The sequence below is a fragment of the Pseudomonas cistanchae genome, from assembly GCF_054483635.1.
The window spans coordinates 1-18,822 of record NZ_JBTLWN010000002.1 but is presented as its reverse complement, the minus strand read 5'-3'; the positions used below and the strand labels follow the sequence as shown (position 1 = coordinate 18,822).

Here is an 18,822-nt window from a genome sequence, read left to right as displayed (position 1 = left end):
CAGTGCCCTAAAGGGCCATGCGCTTGAGGTCCTCAATCGACCAAGTAGTCCCGGTAAACGCAAAGGTCACTTGGTCTATGGACTTAGAGGTGGTCGCGTCGTTCTCGAAGAAGCCTTGCACGGTGACGCTATCACTCGTGCCGACCACCCTCAGTATCAGGTCGTTGTTGATCCGACGAACGCTCACATCTTCTGGGTAGATGTCTTCTTGGAATGCCAGGGTATCGCGGCCGTTGGACGGGTCGAAGTTGTCAATGGACTCAGTGCCATCCCCTAGAGAAAACTGGTAGGTATCATTTCCCGCACCGCCCTTCAAAATGTCAGTGCCTTTGCCACCCGCGAGCTGGTCATCTCCTGCACCACCAACAAGCTGGTCCTCTCCATCAGCGCCGGAGAGGATGTCATGACCATCACCGCCGTTGACGATGTCATTGCCTTGACCGCCATTGATCACATCATCACCGGAGTCTCCATTGAGAGTGTCGTCACCGGCCTCTCCGAAAATCAGGTCGTGATCTAAGCCACCCGATACGTTGTCATTGCCGGCACCAGCTCGAATTAGATCACTGCCAGCATTGCCTGACAGGTTGTCGTCCCCCTCACTGCCCTTGATTACCTCATCCTGGGTGTCGACACCGGAAGTGTCACCCGCTGCACCGCCTGGGCTAGGCTGGTTCGCATTAGGGTCTGCGGATTTAAGGTCGCCTTCACCGGTTTTAATGGCCTGTTGTGTGCTTACAGATCCATCTGGCCAAAGGACGTACTCGGTGACTGCATTGGCGGGAACCTGCGGATTGCCGTTGGCGTCAGGAACGGGCGCGAGAATGTTTCCATTCGCATCCTTGTAATAGAGCAGCGGGCCCGACAGAGAGATGGCGCCACTGGCCAACCAACTGGCGGGGTTATTCAGATCTAGCACACCACCACTGGAGCTAACGCCCAGTAGCTGCCCGCCAAACCAGCCGAACGTATCAGCGGAAATTCCGAGACTGAATCCGGTTGATACGAGTTCCGACAGAGTGGTCGCCCCTTTGCGCCGCGAAGACTGGATCAGTTGGCCAATGCCTTCGATATCAAGGGTTTCACCGTTGACAAAGCGAACCTCTCGCAGATTGATCAAGGAAGAGTTCGCTATGGCGATCTTGTCGTTCAGGCCATAGTGGATATAGGTCGTGTTCGGGCTTTGCTGAACAATAAGATTGTCCTTAGTGACGCCCTTGTTGAAGACGAGAACCAACTCTCCGGTATTGTCGAGGATGTAGTCGTACCCGTCGCCCCTATCGAACACATAGGTATCGTCACCGGAGCCGCCATACATGCGATCGTCACCGGTTCCACCAACCAAGTTGTCTTCACCGGACTCTCCAAAGAGAACATCACCGCCGGTCCCGCCATAGAGCACGTCGTTACTGGCACCGCCCTGCAGGTGGTCATCTCCCGTTCCCCCGTAGAGCGTATCCTGCCCCTTGCTGCTGATCAGTACATCTTTACCGCCATCGCCACGCAGCACGTTTTCATCGGAGGTGCTGGCATCGATCCAGTCCTGAATCCAGTCATCTCCTTCTCCCCCGTGCAGGGAGTCGCTGCCCGCCATGCCAAAGAGGCGGTCATCACCATCACCACCATAGAGGGTGTCATCACCTTTGTCGGCTACCAGTTCGTCATTGCCAGCGTCGCCGTGGAGCACATCGTTGCCGTTCTGCCCAAAGAGACGGTCATCACCACTACCGCCTTTGAGGGAGTCATCACCATTGCCGCCCTGAAGCTCATCACTATCAGCGCCCCCATCTAGTGAATCGTCTCCGTCACCAGCTAACAGATTGTCATTGCCCGCCCCACCACTGAGAACGTCATCGCCCGCATTGCCCCAGATGTTATCCTGGCCGTCTTCGCCGTAGAGATGGTCTTGGCCACCACCTCCCACGAGTTGGTCATTCCCGCCCCCCCCATAAAGCACATCATTACCAACGATCTGCGAATCATCGCCGTCGATTTCGTCACCCCAGAGCAGGTCCCTGCCTTCTCCTCCGGCAATGACATCGTTGCCGCCCCCCCCTTGGACCCGATCATCGCCAGCCCCTGAGTCGACAATATCGTCTCCATGCAAATTGGCGGGCAAAGCGACATAGGTATCCCGTAGAAGCTCTCCATAACTATCTATCAACGCGAGATCTGCATGGATCAAGTCGTTACCGGATCCAGTTAAGATCCGATCAGAACCAGCACCTCCAACTACCTCATTATCACCATCACCTGCATCAATTACATCATCGTACTTTTCTTTAGAAGATGATTGATCCTGTTGTAAATGACTAGTGACGCCATATTCATTGGTGCCTTCAATATACTCCAAGTACCCGTCACCAAAGATCCGGTCAACCCCACTCCCCCCCCTAATGGTATCTTTACCTGCCCCCCCAGCAAGGAAATTTTCGCCTTCTCCACCATCAATAACATCATCCCCACCACCAGCACTAATATAGTCTTGCGCTGATCCGCCTTGGCCAAAGTCACTACCATCCCCAGTGTCTTTCGAATCAAGTTTGTCAAGGAAGATAAAGTTTTTCCCTTCACCGCCAAGTATGTAATCGTCCCCATCATCACCGACAAGTAGATCTACGCCGCCACGACCGTCTATAAAATCATCCCCATCACGCCCAACTAAACGGTTCGCACCATTACTACCAGTCAGGCGGTCATTATGATCAGCCCCCTCAAAATCAATGTTACTTGCAGGCCCCATTCCCTCCAAAGCAGTGACGTCAAACACAATTTCCTTGTCATTTATATAAGATTGATCGTGATCAAAATCACCATCATCTTTCTCGCCGACAGAATCCTCACGCTCATCATATGTAAATAAAACCTTAAGCTTATCGGTAATCTCATTGCCATCTGAATCAAACCAAGAGTGCTTATCAAGCACGCCGTTACCTACAACGAATGCAGATGAAGATTGTTCCGGCTGGGCAGGTTTTTCAGTCTCTTCGGCTCCGCTAAGGCGTAGACCGAATGATCCTTGGGATTCGCTCCAGCGAATTATGGTGACTTTACCGCCCGATGCGAGAGAGATAACTAAATCGAAAGCCGCACCTCGACTAGAAGGCACCAAGGTGTAAACGTTACGCGCATCGTCCAAATAAGACAGGCCCCCAGCAGCATCATTTCCAATTGATCGTTTAATCTCAGATACTAGAGACCCATTTACTTGAATTCTGTTGTTACCTTGGGGGTCGTAGATAAACTTGTGCTCAGCGATACCATCCAGCACGAAGGTATCGTCGCCTTTTCCACCGTCTAGCACATCCGCTGCGCCAGAGGCGAGAATGAAGTCGTTACCGTCACTGGAGTAAGACCCCAACAGAAAGCCGTCCCGCGAAAGAATTGTCTCGAATTTATCTCTATATACTGAAACTATGGACTCTAGTTTTGCGGAAATATCATCAACAATGAAGTTATACCATCCCTCAGCAAGCCCAAGTTCAACTCCCTCACCACGCAGAGTATTAAGCCAATCGAAGTCCTGATAGAACATTGCCAGCAAATTCGCGGTCTCTCCCTTGGTAAGAATCCCGGAATCGTTGATCTCTGCCACCATGTCACGAGTAAACTTATCAATAAGAGACGAGGTTCTACCAGCCCCCTCGTGGTAGTCGGATAGAATTTCCAATTTCTGTTTCGCAGGATCATAAAGCTCCGCAAAACTGGAGAATATATCTATAACATTCTCATTTAGCTCTGTAATAGCTGCGGTTTGAATTTGGTTTAGCTGCTCAATCTTTGCTTCAAATTCAGCCTGCTTTTGAGCAATCTCCGCAGCTTTCTGCTTTGCGTTTTCATCAACCGTGCCAGTGTTTACAATGTAATCCATAGCCGTTGAAGCAAATGCCAATGCAACGCTAAGAGTGCGCGCATAGGGCAATGGCACCTTCGAGGCTGAACTCATAACGAGCGTATATAAACCCGAAGCAAAAGATGCTGCCTCTATAATAAACGCCCCAAGCTCCATAGAAGTCAGAGTGCCAGCCTGTGCCTTCTTGACAGCGTCCATCGAAGAATACGCGAAAGATGCAGCTGACGCTGCCCCCCCCCATTTTTTTCAACCAATCTGAGTCTTTGAGTGCGTTAGCGACCCCAAGGGTTACATCCGCTAGATCGACAACCGCTCTATCAGATGTGCCAGAATAAACACCACCCTCATACTTGTAGTCCCAGACTTCAAATTTAACAACAGAAGTTACTATATCTGCAAAATTAGTTAGCTTTTCGCTCATTTGGCGCCCTGCTCTTAATCAGAAAGGTGAGGAGTAACAATAGGAAAGTTATAGACATCCCTTGCTGCCCAATTTTCTTGTCGACATCCTTGGCTCTTCTATAACTTTCTTGCCCGTATATTTTTTCCCCATTGAAGTGAGCCTCAACTATTCCGTTGTCCTGCCTAACAACGGCATTCAAAACATCGCCTTTTTTTAGGCTTCGAAGAAAGCTTCTAACTTTATCGTCTGCAAAAAGAACTGCATATTTATCGGTCTCAGTAATTATGTAGATAGCTTGATAGCTAGCAAACCCGACGCGCTCAGTGACTATTCTTTGAGATCTTAGAGAGCCAGATGGTTCGTACTGTATAACCCAAAATGCAAACAGCACTCCAGTCAGTACAAAGCGCAACCAGACCCTGTATTGATAGACCAAGTCCATATTTCCCAACACCCCATATTAACTAATTAAAAATCTCAAGTTAAATCTCTTAATCCGATTAAGACTGCTTTGCAGACTGAACTTCTGCCTTATTAACCATAAAGAGCAGATAGAAAGACATCGTTACTTAACGCTCAACCAAACTCTCGTCCATGTACTGCTGTAACGGACTAAGGAAGTAATCAATCACCTTCCTCTTATCCGTCTTCACTTCTGCCCTCACTGCCATACCCGGTGACAACGAAATCAAGTTCTCACCCACTTGAATCGTGTTCTTCTTTAGCTGTATCCGCGCGCTATACACCAACCCCAAGCGTTCATCTTCGATGGCGTCGTTGGAGATGCTTTGCACGACGCCATCAATTACGCCGTACTTGGTGAAACTGAATGTCTCGACCTTGATCTCGACGGTTTGACCTGGCCTCACAAAGCCGATGTCTTTGTTCTCAAGCATGGCTTCCACTTCCACAGGCTGGTCGCTGGGGACGATAACCATCAGCGGCTGGGCTTCGGTGACTACGCCGCCATTGGTATGTATGGCCAATTGCTGCACGGTGCCATCCACTGGGGCGGTCAGTCGCATCAGGCTGTCACGCTGTTGAGCCTTTTTCAGCTCTTGGGTGAGTGCAGCGGCGCGCTGTTGAGACTCATGCTGCAGGTCGAGCATGGCGCGGCGGGTCTGGGCGATTACGCTGTTTTGTTGGCTCTGCGCAGCCTTTTTCGCCGCGGTGAGTTCGCGTACACGCGATTGCTGGATGCTCAACTCGCGCTCCTGGTCGAGGCGGATCTGTTCCTTTTCCAGGTAGGCGTGTTTGGCGACAAATTGTCGTTCGAGCAGGCGCTTGTAGTCAGCAGCCAACTCGCGAGTAATAGGCAGGCTTAGTTCAAGTGAAGCTACCGTGCTCTGTGCAGCCTGGATCTCGGCAGTGCGTTGCTCGATGGTGGCGGCGCTTTGCTCGAGAGTGCTTTGCAGTTCCAGGTACTGGCCTTGCAGCCAGCGCTGCGCCGCCAGTTGCTGTTCGGCGCTGGCCTGAGGGATCAGTTGCGCCAAGCTTGTCGGAGCACGGTTATGCTGAATGGCATCGAGCAGTGCCTGGGCGCGGGCGCTGTCGACCTGAGCGGCGAGCAGGTCGCTGTTGAGACGCTCGACATCGGCGCCGGTCATGCTGGTGTCCAGTTCAATTAACAGGTCACCGACTTTCACCTGCTGGCCGTCGTACACGTGAATGGCTTTAACCACCGCCACTTCACTAGGCTGGATAACCTTGCTCTTACCGCTGGGCACGATCTTGCCGCTGGCGGTGGCCACCACATCAATTTCGCCGACACAGGCCCACAGCAGGGCCAGGGCAGCGAAGACCATAAGCGTCCACTGGATGATACGTGGCGCCGGGTGAACAGGCTGCTCCTGCAGCGCCAGGGCAGCCGGCAGAAACTGCACTTCATGATTTAGCCGTGCAGGTGCGTCCATGGCCTTGCGGTTTTTCCAGGAATGTCGCCAGGCCTGCCGGTAGCGGTTCATCAAGTCGCGTTTGGCGCTCATGCCGCACCGCCTTGCTGTAGGCGATGAAGACGTGAGTAGTGCCCGGCTTGATGGGCCAACAGTTCGGCATGGTTGCCCTGCTCGACGATCTGGCCGCGATCCATTACCAGAATACGGTTGGCATCGCGTACGGCAGACAGTCGGTGGGCGATGATGATCACCGTGCGACCTTTGCAGATGGCCTGCATATTCTGCTGGATGATGCGCTCGGACTCGTAGTCCAAAGCACTGGTCGCTTCGTCGAAGATGAGGATGCGTGGATTGCCGATCAGCGCGCGGGCGATGGCGATACGTTGGCGCTGGCCACCGGACAGCGAGGCGCCATGTTCGCCAACGACGGTGTCGTAGCCTTCGGGCAGCTCCAGAATAAAGTCATGGGCGCCGGCCATCTTGGCGGCATGCATCACCGCTTCGATGGGCGTACCAGGATCGACCAGGGCAATGTTCTCGCGGATGCTGCGGGCGAACAGCATGTTGTCCTGCAGGACCACGCCGATCTGCCGGCGCAGCGAAGACACGTCGGCCAGGGCCAGGTCCATGCCGTCCACCAGCACCCGGCCGCGCTCGGGGGTATAGAGGCGCTGCAATAGTCTTGTCAGGGTGCTTTTGCCGGAGCCGGAGCGCCCCACTACGCCAATTACTTCACCCGCCTGGATGGTCAGACTGATACCGCGCAGCACTTCGGAACCATCTGGACGATAGCGGAAGTGCACCTGGTCGAATTCAACATCGCCACGCAGGGGCGGCAGCGCGCTGCGTGAATCCTGAGACAACTCGGTGCGGGTATTCAGAATATCGCCCAAGCGCTGTACGGAAACGCCGGTCTGCTGGAAGTTGGTCCACAGCTGAGCCAGGCGCATGATCGGCTGCGATACCCGGCCAGCGAGCATATTAAACGCGATTAACTGACCGACACTTAGATCACCCTCAACCACTAAGCGCGCGCCCAGCCACAGAGTGGTCACGGTCACCAGCTTGCCAATAAAGCCAACGCTTTCATTGGCGATGGTCGAGAGGGTTTGGGTTTTGAAACTGGCAGCCACATATCCGGCCAGTTGGTTGTCCCACTTGCGGTTGATCTGCGGCTCAACTGCCATCGACTTCAGGGTGTCGATGCCGTTAATGGTTTCCACCAGAAAGGCCTGGTTCTCTGCACCACGGGTAAAGCTCTCGTTGAGGCGGGCGCGTAGCACCGGCGTGATCAGCAGAGAGACGATGAAGTACAGCGGCAGCGACAAAATCACCACCAGGGTCAACCAACCGCTGTACATAAACATCACGGCGATAAACACCACCGAGAACAGCACATCCAGAATCAGGGTGATGCTGTTGCCGGTGAGGAAGCTGCGGATGTTTTCCAGCTCGCGTACGCGTGCAACCGAGTCGCCGACACGGCGCGCCTGGAAGTAGGCCAGCGGTAGGGTTACCAGATGGCGGAACAAGCGCGAGCCCAGTTCCACGTCGATGCGACTGGCGGTGTGGGCAAAAACATAACTGCGCAAACCACTGAGCAGCGTCTCGAAGATCATGATGCCGAGCAGGCCGATGGCTATCACATCCAAGGTCGTCAGGCCGCGGTGCACCAGCACCTTGTCCATCACCACCTGGAAAAACAGCGGCGTGAGCAGGGCGAAAATATTGAGCACGAACGACACCAGCAGCACTTCGCCGAGCAGCTTGCGGTACTTAACAATGGCGGGGATAAACCAACTGAAATCGAAACGCGCCAGGTCGCCGGCAAGTGAGGCTTCGGAGCGGATCAGGATCAGCTCGCCGGTCCAGCGCGCCTCCAGCTCCTCGAAACTCAACACCTCGGGACGCTGTGCCCGCGGGTCGTGAATAAGCGCTTTGCCATCATCGAGGCGGGCAATGATATAGAAGCGCCCTTCGCTGTCTGCGGCAATCGCCGGCAGTGGTGTATGGCTCAGACGAGATAGAGAACTGCGTGCAGACTTCGCTTTGAGACCGAGTTTCTTGGCAGCCAACAGCATTTGGCACGGCCAAACAGGCGGCCGTCTTCGGCGTATTCGTGGGCGAGTTGTTCAGGTGACGCAGCGACGTTGTGGAAACGCGCGAGCATGACCAAGCAAGCAAGGCCGCTATCCACGGTAGGAGTAGCACCCATTCCCGGGTGTTCATCTGTCATTAGCAATCCTTGGCACAGATACCGTTAGGCAAACGGTCGTTTGACCCGAGAAACTAGCGCATCACAGAGACCCCTGCAAGTTACGTGAGTACCGAGATAGAGCGTCTCCGAGCAATTGTGAAAGCGGTCTCATTTGTAAGTGGGGCCTTAAGCATTAACGTCTTCAGAGCTGGTATATGCGCTATATCACCGCGATCCTCGACGGAGGGGCTGATCGTACTGGCAGACTCTGAGTATGCTTTATCGCTTGATGTACACAGCGATGAAAATCGCTACTCCTCTACGTCGAACTTTAAGGGTCCTTGTGATCAGTTGTATAAAGTTGATTATAAAGAAGCCGCCATTCACTGCTCAGCGCGTAAATTCTTAGCACGTTGTCAGCTCGCCGCCTGTCCCATCCGCTGCCCTTCCTGGCCGTAAACCGCTACAATCGCGCCCCTTTCGCGCACGTGCGCCCGTTTATCTGGACTCAGATTCGTGATCTCCACCGCTAACATCACCATGCAATTCGGCGCCAAGCCGCTATTTGAAAACGTGTCCGTAAAGTTCAACAACGGCAACCGTTACGGCCTGATCGGGGCCAACGGCTGCGGCAAGTCGACCTTTATGAAAATTCTCGGTGGTGATCTGGAGCCGTCCGGCGGCCAGGTGATGCTGGAGCCGAACGTACGCCTGGGCAAGCTGCGCCAGGATCAGTTCGCCTACGAAGAATTCAGCGTGATCGACACCGTGATCATGGGTCATGAAGAGCTGTGGAAGGTCAAAGCCGAACGCGACCGCATTTACTCCCTCGCGGAGATGAGCGAAGAAGATGGCATGAAGGTTGGCGAGCTCGAAGGCGAGTTCGCCGAGATGGACGGCTACACCGCCGAGTCACGCGCCGGCGAGCTGCTGCTTGGCCTGGGTATTCCGCTGGAGCAGCACTTCGGTCCGATGAGCGAAGTCGCCCCTGGCTGGAAACTGCGCGTACTGCTGGCGCAGGCACTGTTCTCCGATCCGGACGTGCTGCTGCTAGACGAGCCGACCAACCACCTGGACATCAACACCATCCGCTGGCTGGAAAACATTCTGACGGTGCGTAACAGCACCATGATCATCATTTCCCACGACCGTCACTTCCTGAACTCGGTCTGCACCCACATGGCCGACCTGGATTACGGCGAGCTGCGCCTGTTCCCTGGCAACTACGACGAGTACATGACCGCCGCGACCCAGTCCCGCGAGCAGCTGCTGTCGGACAACGCCAAGAAGAAGGCGCAGATTTCCGAACTGCAGAATTTCGTCAGCCGCTTCTCGGCCAACGCCTCGAAAGCCAAGCAGGCCACTTCGCGGGCCAAGCAGATCGACAAGATCCAGCTGGCCGAGGTCAAGCCTTCGAGCCGCGTCAGCCCGTTTATCCGCTTCGAGCAGAACAAGAAGCTGCACCGCCAGGCCGTGATGGTCGAGAAAATGGCCAAGGGCTTCGACGGCAAGCCGCTGTTCAAGAACTTCAGCTTCCAGGTTGAAGCCGGCGAGCGTGTGGCCATCATCGGCCCCAACGGTATCGGCAAGACCACCCTGCTGCGCACCCTGGTCGGCGAACTGACCCCGGACGCCGGTAGCGTCAAATGGACCGACAGCGCCGAGCTGGGCTACTACGCACAGGACCACGCCCACGACTTCGAAGACGACGTGACACTGTTCGACTGGATGAGCCAGTGGACCCAGGGCGAGCAGATGGTGCGCGGCACCCTCGGGCGCATGCTGTTTTCCAACGATGAGATCCTCAAGTCTGTCAAGGTCATCTCCGGCGGTGAGCAAGGTCGCATGCTGTTTGGCAAGCTGATCGTGCAAAAGCCCAACGTGCTGGTGATGGACGAACCGACCAACCACCTGGACATGGAATCGATCGAGGCGCTCAACCTGGCGTTGGAGAACTACCCGGGCACGCTGATCTTCGTCAGCCATGACCGCGAGTTCGTCGGCTCCCTGGCCACCCGCATCATTGAGCTATCGGCCAACGGCATCACCGACTTCAGCGGTACCTACGATGATTACCTGCGCAGTCAGGGCGTGATCGTCTAAGCGCTGCACTTATGAAAACGCCCGGTTCGCAGCGATGTGAACGGGGCGTTTTCGTATGCGCTCGAGCCGTTGCTCAGGGGTAATGGCGACTCAGAAAATCCAGCAGCAGCTGATTGACCTGACCCGCCTGCTCACTCTGAATCCAGTGCCCGCACGCCTTCACCACATGCTGCTCCAGGTGTGGCACGCGCTTGGGCATTTGCTTGAGTGTGTAAGCCTCCAGCGTCCCAACCGGGTCCTGGTCGCCAAGCAGAAACAATGCCGGTTGCTCGACCTGGCGATCCGCCAGAATCTCGGTGCGCTGCCAGTTACGCTCGAAGTTCCGGTACCAGTTCAGCGCACCGTAAAAGCCACGACCACGGAAGGTGTCCAGGTAGCGGGCAAACGCTTCTTCATCGCACCAGTCAGGCAACCGGCCGGGGTCCTGCATGCCATCGAACAATCCGGCGTCAGCGGGTTTCTCCTGCAGGAAAAAGTCTCGAGGCACAGCGGCCGAGGTGTTGTGCATCATCATGCGCAGCGTCCGCGGCAGGTCGGCGTCCATTTCTGCCTCGGCGACGCCGGGCTGCTGAAAATGCAGGATGTAATGAAAGCGCCCGGCATACAGCTGACGCATGGTGGTAATGGCTGGCTGCTTGGGTCGCCCTGCAAAGGGCACGGCCATGCCGACCACGGCTTTGACCCGTTCGGGCTCAAGAAGCGCAAGGTGCCAGGCGATGGGGGCGCCCCAATCGTGACCAATGACGCAGACCTGCCGCTGACCCAGCTGATCCATCGCGCCCTGGATGTCGGCGCAGATAGTCACCACATCATAGGCCGCTGGCTCATGCGGCGCACCGCTCTGCCCATAGCCACGCATCTCCGGAATCAGTACCCGATAGCCGGCACTCACCAAAGGGCCGACCTGCTTGCGCCATGAGTACCAGCACTCGGGAAAACCATGCAGCAGCCAAAGCGGCCGACCTTCAGCAGGACCGGCGCTGTAAAGGCTGAGAGTAATACCGTTGACGTCGAGCAATTGGTGGTCGAAGCCGCTCATAGAGCCTCCTTGGGTCGAGCTTTTAAGCGACAACAGCGAGCCTGCTTGCCCCTGTTCAGCCCTGGGCCGTGCTCCAGTCGATCAGGTTCAACTGCCAGGTGGCCAGAATCAACAAACCAAAGCCGATCCGGTACCAGGCAAAAGCCGCGTAGCTGTGGTTGCCGATGAACTTGAGCAGCGCGCGCACGGCGATCATGGCGAAAATAAAGGATGTAACGAAGCCGATGGCGAACACTGGCAGATCGGCAGGCTGGAACAGATCCCGGTACTTATAGCCGGAATACACCGCTGCACCGACCATGGTCGGCATCGCCAGGAAAAACGAAAACTCGGTGGCGGCCTTGCGCGACAGCCCGAACAACAAGCCGCCGATGATGGTCGCGCCAGAACGCGAGGTTCCGGGAATCATCGCCAGGCATTGTGCGCAGCCGATCTTGAGGGCGTCGCTCCAATGCATATCGTCGACCGTCTCAACCTTCACGAGGTGGGTCCGTCGCTCGGCCCACAGCATGATGACGCCACCGACCACGAGCGCGGTCGCAACCGTGACGGCGTTGAACAGGTACGCGTGAATCAGGTCGGCGAATGCGACACCAAGGATCACGGCGGGGAAAAAGGCGATCAACAGATTGCGGGTGAAATGCTGCGCCTGCCGCTCTTTCGGCAGGCCAATCACGATTTCCAGAATTTTGCGCCGGTACTCCCAGACCACCGCAAGAATCGCTCCGAGCTGGATGATGATATTGAACGCCATCGCCCGCTCGCCGCCGAAGCCGATGAGGTCCGCGACGATAATCTGGTGTCCGGTGCTCGAAATCGGCAGAAACTCGGTGATGCCCTCCACCACGCCCAAAATAAAGGCCTGCATGGCCGCCCACAAATCCATCAAAACTCCTCTACGCGCAGCATCACCGCACGGAAAATCTAACGACTGCGCGGCGACGTACCGCATTTTTCTTTCAGCTAATACCAAGGAGCAAATCGACGGCAATGTCGAATAGCGCTCAGGTTTGCCGACTTCGGGCCGAAATGCTATCAGAGAACTAGGCTCTTTCGGCGTAACCGCGTCATTCATGCCGTCGGTAGTCGAACACAGGCGTTCACCAAGGGCCGATCCTGGCGCCGCTTGATCTACAAATAGCTTGCCCCCGAACAATAAAAACTGGGAATCGCCCCTATGAACAGCCTTCGCAACCTCGCTATCAGTCGCCGCCTGTTGCTCATTCTGGTCGTCGCCATTGTCATGCTGTTCAGTCTTGGTGCGCTGATGCTGCAGCAAATCCATGGCGATCTGTTCGCAGCCAAAGCGGAAAAGACCCAGCATGTCGTGCAAAGCGCAGCTGGCATTCTCAAGCACTACCACAGCCTTGAAACGGCGGGCATCCTAAGCCGTGACGACGCGCAGAAGCAGGCGAAAGATGCCATCCGGGGGCTGCGTTACGCCGGCCAGGAATACTTCTGGATCAACGACCTGACGCCCACGATGATCATGCACCCGACCAATCCCAAGCTCGATGGGCAGAACCTCTCCGGCTTCAAGGACCCGGACGGCAAGGCGCTGTTCAACGACATGGTGCAGATCGCCAAAGCAAAAGGCGCTGGGCAGGTTGATTATCGCTGGCCAAAACCGGGCTCCAGCGAACCGGTGCCAAAAATTTCCTATGTCGAGCTGTTCCAGCCATGGGGCTGGATCGTTGGCTCCGGCGTTTACACTGATAACGTAGACGTCGAGTTCAAGGCGCAGGCGCTGCGTGCGCTTGGCATCGGCTTCGCGATCGCATTGCTAATGGGCGTGCTAGTAACGCTGATCGCCCGCAGCATTGCTCGCCCCCTTCAAGAAGCCGTCGACGCCATGGCCAGTATCGCCAGCGGCGAAGGCGACCTCACCCGTCGCCTGGACAGCGCAGGACGCGACGAGCTGACTGCTCTTGCGGGCCATTTCAATGCCTTTACCGAGAAGCTGCGATACGTCATTCGCCAGTCGCTGGAATCCGCCGGTGCGCTGGATCAGGCGGCACGGGGACTGGGCACCGTTGCAGACGAGGCCCGGCAACACAGCCAACAACAATCCCAGCAGATGGAATTGGTCGCTACTGCCGTCAACCAGGTGACCTACGGCGTGCAAGACGTGGCGAAGAACGCCGAGCACGCATCGACCGAGGTGCGCACCGCTGAAGAGCAAGCGGCCCAGGGCCAGCAGAACATTGACGCCAGCCTGCGGCAGATCACTCAGTTGTCCGGCACCATCGATCAGGCGGTTGAGGTAATCCAGACCCTGGCCCAGGAAAGCACGCAAATCGGTAGCGTCCTCGAGGTGATTCGCTCGATTGCCGAACAAACCAACCTGCTTGCCCTCAATGCCGCCATCGAGGCCGCCCGCGCGGGCGACCAAGGGCGAGGCTTTGCAGTGGTGGCCGATGAGGTTCGTTTGCTGGCCCAGCGCACGCAGCAATCCACGGCAGAAATCCATGGCATGATCGAGCGCCTGCAGGGCAACTCGGAGGCAGCGGTGAAAGTCATCAATGAAAGCAGCCGTGCTTCACAACTGACCATCGAGCAGGCCAGCCAGGCCGGGCAAAGCCTCAGCCAGATCACCCAGTCGCTGCGCAACCTGACTGGCTTGAATGCTTCCATCGCCAGTGCCACTCTGGAGCAGTCCCACGTGGTCGAAGATATCAACCAGAATGTTACCCAGGCGGCCGGCCTGGCCCATAACAATGCCATGGCTGCCGAACAATCCAGCACGGCCGGCCAGCGGTTGGGGCAACTGGCTGAGCAACTCAACAAGCTACTCGGTCAATTTCGCGTCTAGGGAAAAGCCTGCAGCATGGAACATCAAGAAGTTGACCTCAGTAAGCCGCAAAACCAGGATCTTATTTGGGACATGGACAACATCGCTCGACGCGAACTCGCCGAGCGCTTTATCAAGCTGTTCGAAAATCGCCTCTGCGTATATTCGGAGTCGGTGCGGCAGCTCTACACCAACTACAACTTGCACTTCCCAAGCGATATGGGCCGCAAGATGGTGGTGTTGCCCAACCCCTATGCCTTCCACGACACCCTGCATGGCATAGAAATGCACGCTGTGCGCAAAACCGGACTGTGCGTATTGCCCGGCGCGGTGCTGGGTAAACCGGGCCTGTTGCTGACCACCCACATAAAAGGTGGCGGCCCCGCCCCCAAGACCATGCCGTTCAAAGCTGCGCTTGCACAGATCATCAGCAATCAGAAAAAGGCCGGAGATGTCTTTCTGCCCATCATGATGAAGGGCGATTTGCGCGAGTTCGATCAACAGATGCCTTATATCCACCTTCACCGCCTGCAGGTCAGTGCCCTTACACGACTTTCCAGCTTCGAGCGCGACGATATTCAGCAAAGCATCACCCATAAACTGCTCATGCTGTACCGCCAGGCAGACAGCCTTAACTGCTGAGTGGATATGCGTGGTTCAGGGGCTGATTAAGCGTCGATGAAAGCCAAGCGGGTTCAATCAAAGGCCACCGCCGCCAAATAATGGCAGCTTGCCATTGCGCGCTTCTATTGGCATAAAGACCAACAATAAAAAGCTACAAGGATGTTTATATGCGCGTGCTTCGCTCGGCCCTTTATGGGCTCATATTCCTCGTGGTTGCAGCTCTTGGTGTTGCCTTGTACTTCGTGGCCAACCCCAACCTGCCCACTTACCAACAACCGGAAAAACTCCATTACCTGGATCAATGGAGCTCTGAGGCGCGCGAAACGTTTTACTACACCCCCCAAGGAACTCAGGTTAAAGGGTTGCACTATGAGTGGTTCGCAGCTCTTGAAATGCCGATGAGTGCAGATAAATTTGCCGACCCTGCGTACCTGGCCCGTTTCGGCTTTCTCGTTGATCCACAACAACAGGCGTCCGCGCTCAACCCTGCCAATCTGCCTGTCGGCTTCACCCGTCACGCAGACAACGAGAGCGGCATCGAGTACCTCGACATAAGCTGCGCGGCCTGTCATACAGGACAGTTGCGCTATCAAGGTCAAGCAGTACGCATTGATGGCGGTGCAGCGCTGCATTCCCTGGCGTCCACCGTGCCGACCTTGAAAGGCGGCAGTTTCGGCCAGGCACTCGGCATGAGCATGGCATTCACGTACTACAACCCGTTCAAGTTCAAACGCTTCGCCAAAGCGGTGTTGGGTGATCAGTACGAGATAGGCCACGCCCAGCTCAGACGCGACTTCAAGGTGGTGCTGGATCGTATGCTGGGTACCGCATTCAACGATTGGCATCGCGGGCTGTACCCTACCGAAGAAGGCTTTGGCCGCACCGATGCCTTTGGTCGCATCGCCAATACGGTGTTTGGCGATGCAATAGATCAAAGCAACTACCGCGTCGCCAATGCGCCGGTGAGTTACCCGCAGATCTGGGACATCTGGAAATTTGACTGGGTCCAGTGGAATGGATCGGCCATGCAGCCCATGGCACGCAATGTTGGCGAAGCGCTCGGGGTTGGCGCGACTGTCCACCTGCTCACTGCCGATGGGAAACCTGTCGCCGAAGCGGACCGTTACGTCTCCAGCGTACGCCTGCGGGATTTGTACACGCTGGAAGAAACGCTTAAGCAGCTCAAACCGCCGAGTTGGCCGGAGGCGGTTTTTGGCAAGGTCGATATTGAACTGGCCAGCCAGGGTCGAGCGTTATTCAATGAAAACTGCGCCTATTGCCATGCGCCGAACCCGAAGCCTCTCGATAAGCGCTACGCCCCGCAGCGCGATCCCGAGTGGCAGATGCGCGTTGTACCGACCACTATCGTGGGCACGGATTCAACCACCGCAGACAATATCGCCGATCATCGCTTCGACATCAGCCGACTCGGCTGGAGCAAAAGTGAACTGAGCAATCTGGATGTACGTTTGTTCGGGTCGACGTTGGATGATGTCGATCTGCGAAATGTTTCGAGCGCGAAGGGCTTGGCTTACATCACTGCCTATGTTGAAAACCGTGCCTATCGGGATGCCGGTATTCAAGCTAATGAACGCGCGCGCATGGACGGCTTCGGCCTGCCCATCGGCGTACAGGAAAAGCGCGGATACAAAGCTCGCCCGTTGGACGGTATCTGGGCCACTCCACCATTTCTGCACAATGGCTCGGTCCCTACCTTGTTTCAGTTGCTCTCCCCTGTTTCCGAGCGACAGTCGCAATTCTGGGTTGGCAATTTTGAATTCAACCCCCGCCAAGTCGGCTTCGATACCGGACCTTTTAAAGGTGCCTTCTTATTCGACACCTCGATTACCGGTAACAGCAATCGCGGCCATGAGTTTCGTGCAGGTTGTCGCCAGGATGGCGTTATTGGCAGGGCGCTACAGCCCCATGAGCGCTGGGCGCTGGTGGAGTATCTGAAAGTATTGGGCGATGCCAAGCTAGAAGCGCAATTGGCAAATATCGAAGGGAAAGCCTGGTCTCCAGGCCCAGCGTGTCAGTAGCGCAACTCAACAGTTGGCGTAACGGACAACCACAAGGATTGCTCGACATGATCAAAAAGCTCTGGCTCTCGTTCGGCCGCTTGCTCGGCAAATTATTACTGGTGCTTCTTTTTATCGCCTTAGCAGGGTGGGCCATCGGGGCAGCCTACTACGCCTGGAAGTTCTCCGGGCCTGTTTCAAGCGAGGAACAGATTCCACCGGAAGAGCCTGCGCTTACACAAAGCATCATCGAAGACGCCATTCGCGTCGTGGAACAACACCGCGATAACACCCGGGTACTACGCGATGCCCACGCCAAGGCGCATGGTTGCGTAAAGGCGCAGGTAACCGTTAGCGCTGACATAGACAATGCGTTACGACATGGTGTTTTCAGCGAACCCGGCAAAACCTGGCAAGCCTGGGTCCGCTTGTCCAATGGCAATGCGTACCCGCAATTTGATCGCGCGCGAGATGCTCGGGGCATGGCTATCAAGCTGCTGGATGTGCCTGCTTTAAAACTCACTCAAAGCGCTCGCCATGCTACTGAACAAGACTTTGTCATGTTCAATCACCCGACATTCTTCGTTCGCGATGTCGCGGAGTACAAGAGCAACTTTGCTGCTCAAGCGGAAGGCAAGAAGATTCTCGCCTTTTTGCCTAGCTGGGACCCGCGTAGCTGGGAAATTCGCCACTTGATCATTGCGTTGAAAACCCTGTCACCCGCACCTGAAAGCCCTGTTCTGACAACCTACAATTCCATCGCACCCTTTAAACTCGGTCCTCTTAATATCAAGTATCGAGTCATCCCGACTCCGGAAAACTGCCCACGCTACGAGCTGGCAGAACAAAACCGGGATCTACCCAATTTCTTGCGCAATTCGCTGTATCAGCAACTCTCTCTTGATCGGATGCCGGCCTGTTTTGCTCTGCAAGTGCAGCGGCAAAACGCCGCTCATTACATGCCTATCGAAGACCCAAGCGTTGAATGGGAGGAATCGATTTCCGATTACCAGACAGTCGCCGACATTCGACTCCCAGGCCAAGACTTCGACAGTCGCGAGCAAAATCTCTTCTGCGACAACCTCTCCTTCAACCCTTGGCACTCGTTACCAGAACACCGACCAATTGGCGGTATAAATCGCTTAAGGAAGGCTGTTTATGAAGCAGTGAGTGCCTATCGGCTCGACAGAAACAGCCAAGGCGCATCTGACTGACCGCGGTAAGCCCATCCATTGGTTAAAGCAGCGCCCTAGCTGGTAATATTGCGGTCTATCGAGCTGCCTCTAGTGAGAGGCGTATTTGCAGAGAGACCATTGTGGAACTGTTCAAAGAGTTTATTTTCGAGGCAGCTCATCGCCTTCCTCATGTCCCCGCAGGCCACAAATGTGGGCGCCTGCATGGTCATTCGTTCCGCGTTGCGGTGTATATCGAAGGTGAAGTTGATCCCTACACGGGTTGGATTCGCGACTTTTCAGAGATTAAAGCAATCTTCAAACCGCTTTACGAGCAGTTGGATCACAACTATCTGAACGACATTCCCGGCCTGGAAAACCCGACCAGTGAGGTGCTTGCAAAGTGGATATGGCAGGAGCTCAAGCCTCTGCTCCCAGAGCTTTCACGCATCCGAATACATGAGACATGCACCAGTGGATGCGAATACCGCGGCGACTGATGGCACAGCAAAACAATAGCCACCCAAGGGTGGCTTTTTAACGCCTCGGAAATAGCTAAGTGTAGTCGAATCTATTGCGGCATTTTTTCGCAGCCCAAAGACAAACCCCCCATCTGCGTAAGCAGATGGGGGGTTTGGTGTTAGAAGCTTGACGATGACCTACTCTCACATGGGGAAACCCCACACTACCATCGGCGATGCATCGTTTCACTACTGAGTTCGGTATG

Annotated in this window: 11 protein-coding genes, 1 rRNA gene and 1 pseudogene; 6 read left to right on the top strand and 7 right to left on the bottom strand. The window is 55.5% G+C overall.

Annotated elements, in window-relative coordinates:
• Nucleotides 1–7: 7 nt before the first annotated feature.
• From ACX0MV_RS07015 to ACX0MV_RS07000, 4 genes and pseudogenes are all read right to left on the bottom strand, one after another.
• Nucleotides 8–4,051, bottom strand: a complete 4,044-nt coding sequence (locus ACX0MV_RS07015; RefSeq protein ID WP_458981793.1) for a calcium-binding protein — start codon at nucleotides 4,049–4,051, stop codon at nucleotides 8–10.
• 203 nt (nucleotides 4,052–4,254) lie between these two features.
• Nucleotides 4,255–4,698 (bottom strand): hypothetical protein, encoded by a 444-nt coding sequence (locus tag ACX0MV_RS07010; protein ID WP_458981792.1) that lies wholly within the window; start codon nucleotides 4,696–4,698, stop codon nucleotides 4,255–4,257.
• 127 nt (nucleotides 4,699–4,825) lie between these two features.
• Nucleotides 4,826–6,241: an HlyD family type I secretion periplasmic adaptor subunit gene (locus tag ACX0MV_RS07005; protein WP_458981791.1), complete on the bottom strand. Its 1,416-nt coding sequence runs from the start codon at nucleotides 6,239–6,241 to the stop codon at nucleotides 4,826–4,828.
• Nucleotides 6,238–8,387, bottom strand: a pseudogene (locus tag ACX0MV_RS07000) (type I secretion system permease/ATPase). The gene ACX0MV_RS07005 and the pseudogene ACX0MV_RS07000 overlap by 4 nt, the downstream one beginning before the upstream one ends.
• 477 nt (nucleotides 8,388–8,864) lie before the next feature.
• On the opposite strand from ACX0MV_RS07000, the gene ACX0MV_RS06995 reads away from it, so the two are divergent.
• Nucleotides 8,865–10,451, top strand: a complete 1,587-nt coding sequence (locus ACX0MV_RS06995) for an ABC-F family ATPase (RefSeq protein ID WP_458981790.1) — start codon at nucleotides 8,865–8,867, stop codon at nucleotides 10,449–10,451.
• Between the two features lie 73 nt (nucleotides 10,452–10,524).
• Here the strand turns inward: ACX0MV_RS06995 and ACX0MV_RS06990 are convergent, their stop codons facing one another.
• A complete protein-coding gene (locus ACX0MV_RS06990; RefSeq protein WP_458981789.1) occupies nucleotides 10,525–11,490 on the bottom strand; it encodes an alpha/beta fold hydrolase in 966 nt (321 codons plus the stop codon).
• A 55-nt stretch (nucleotides 11,491–11,545) separates the two neighbouring features.
• Nucleotides 11,546–12,376, bottom strand: coding sequence for an undecaprenyl-diphosphate phosphatase (locus ACX0MV_RS06985; RefSeq protein ID WP_458982328.1), 831 nt, complete (start codon nucleotides 12,374–12,376; stop codon nucleotides 11,546–11,548).
• 291 nt (nucleotides 12,377–12,667) lie between these two features.
• Between ACX0MV_RS06985 and ACX0MV_RS06980 the strand changes: the two genes are divergently transcribed.
• The 5 genes from ACX0MV_RS06980 to queD all read left to right on the top strand — a co-directional run bounded on the left by ACX0MV_RS06980 (nucleotide 12,668) and on the right by queD (nucleotide 18,595).
• Nucleotides 12,668–14,302, top strand: coding sequence for a methyl-accepting chemotaxis protein (locus ACX0MV_RS06980; RefSeq protein ID WP_458981788.1), 1,635 nt, complete (start codon nucleotides 12,668–12,670; stop codon nucleotides 14,300–14,302).
• A gap of 15 nt (nucleotides 14,303–14,317) precedes the next feature.
• Nucleotides 14,318–14,923, top strand: a complete 606-nt coding sequence (locus ACX0MV_RS06975) for a hypothetical protein (RefSeq protein ID WP_458981787.1) — start codon at nucleotides 14,318–14,320, stop codon at nucleotides 14,921–14,923.
• Between the two features lie 149 nt (nucleotides 14,924–15,072).
• A complete protein-coding gene (locus ACX0MV_RS06970) occupies nucleotides 15,073–16,944 on the top strand; it encodes a di-heme-cytochrome C peroxidase (RefSeq protein ID WP_458981786.1) in 1,872 nt (623 codons plus the stop codon).
• 47 nt (nucleotides 16,945–16,991) lie between these two features.
• Nucleotides 16,992–18,137 carry a catalase family protein gene (locus ACX0MV_RS06965; RefSeq protein WP_458981785.1) on the top strand — a complete coding sequence of 382 codons (1,146 nt, stop codon included), beginning with the start codon at nucleotides 16,992–16,994 and terminating at the stop codon, nucleotides 18,135–18,137.
• Between the two features lie 101 nt (nucleotides 18,138–18,238).
• Complete coding sequence (gene queD / locus ACX0MV_RS06960; protein WP_458981784.1) at nucleotides 18,239–18,595, top strand: 6-carboxytetrahydropterin synthase QueD; 357 nt, start codon at nucleotides 18,239–18,241, stop codon at nucleotides 18,593–18,595.
• Nucleotides 18,596–18,741: 146 nt separating this feature from the next.
• On the opposite strand, the gene rrf is transcribed toward queD, so the two are convergent.
• Nucleotides 18,742–18,822: ribosomal RNA gene (gene rrf / locus ACX0MV_RS06955) — 5S ribosomal RNA — on the bottom strand; the annotation flags it as partial.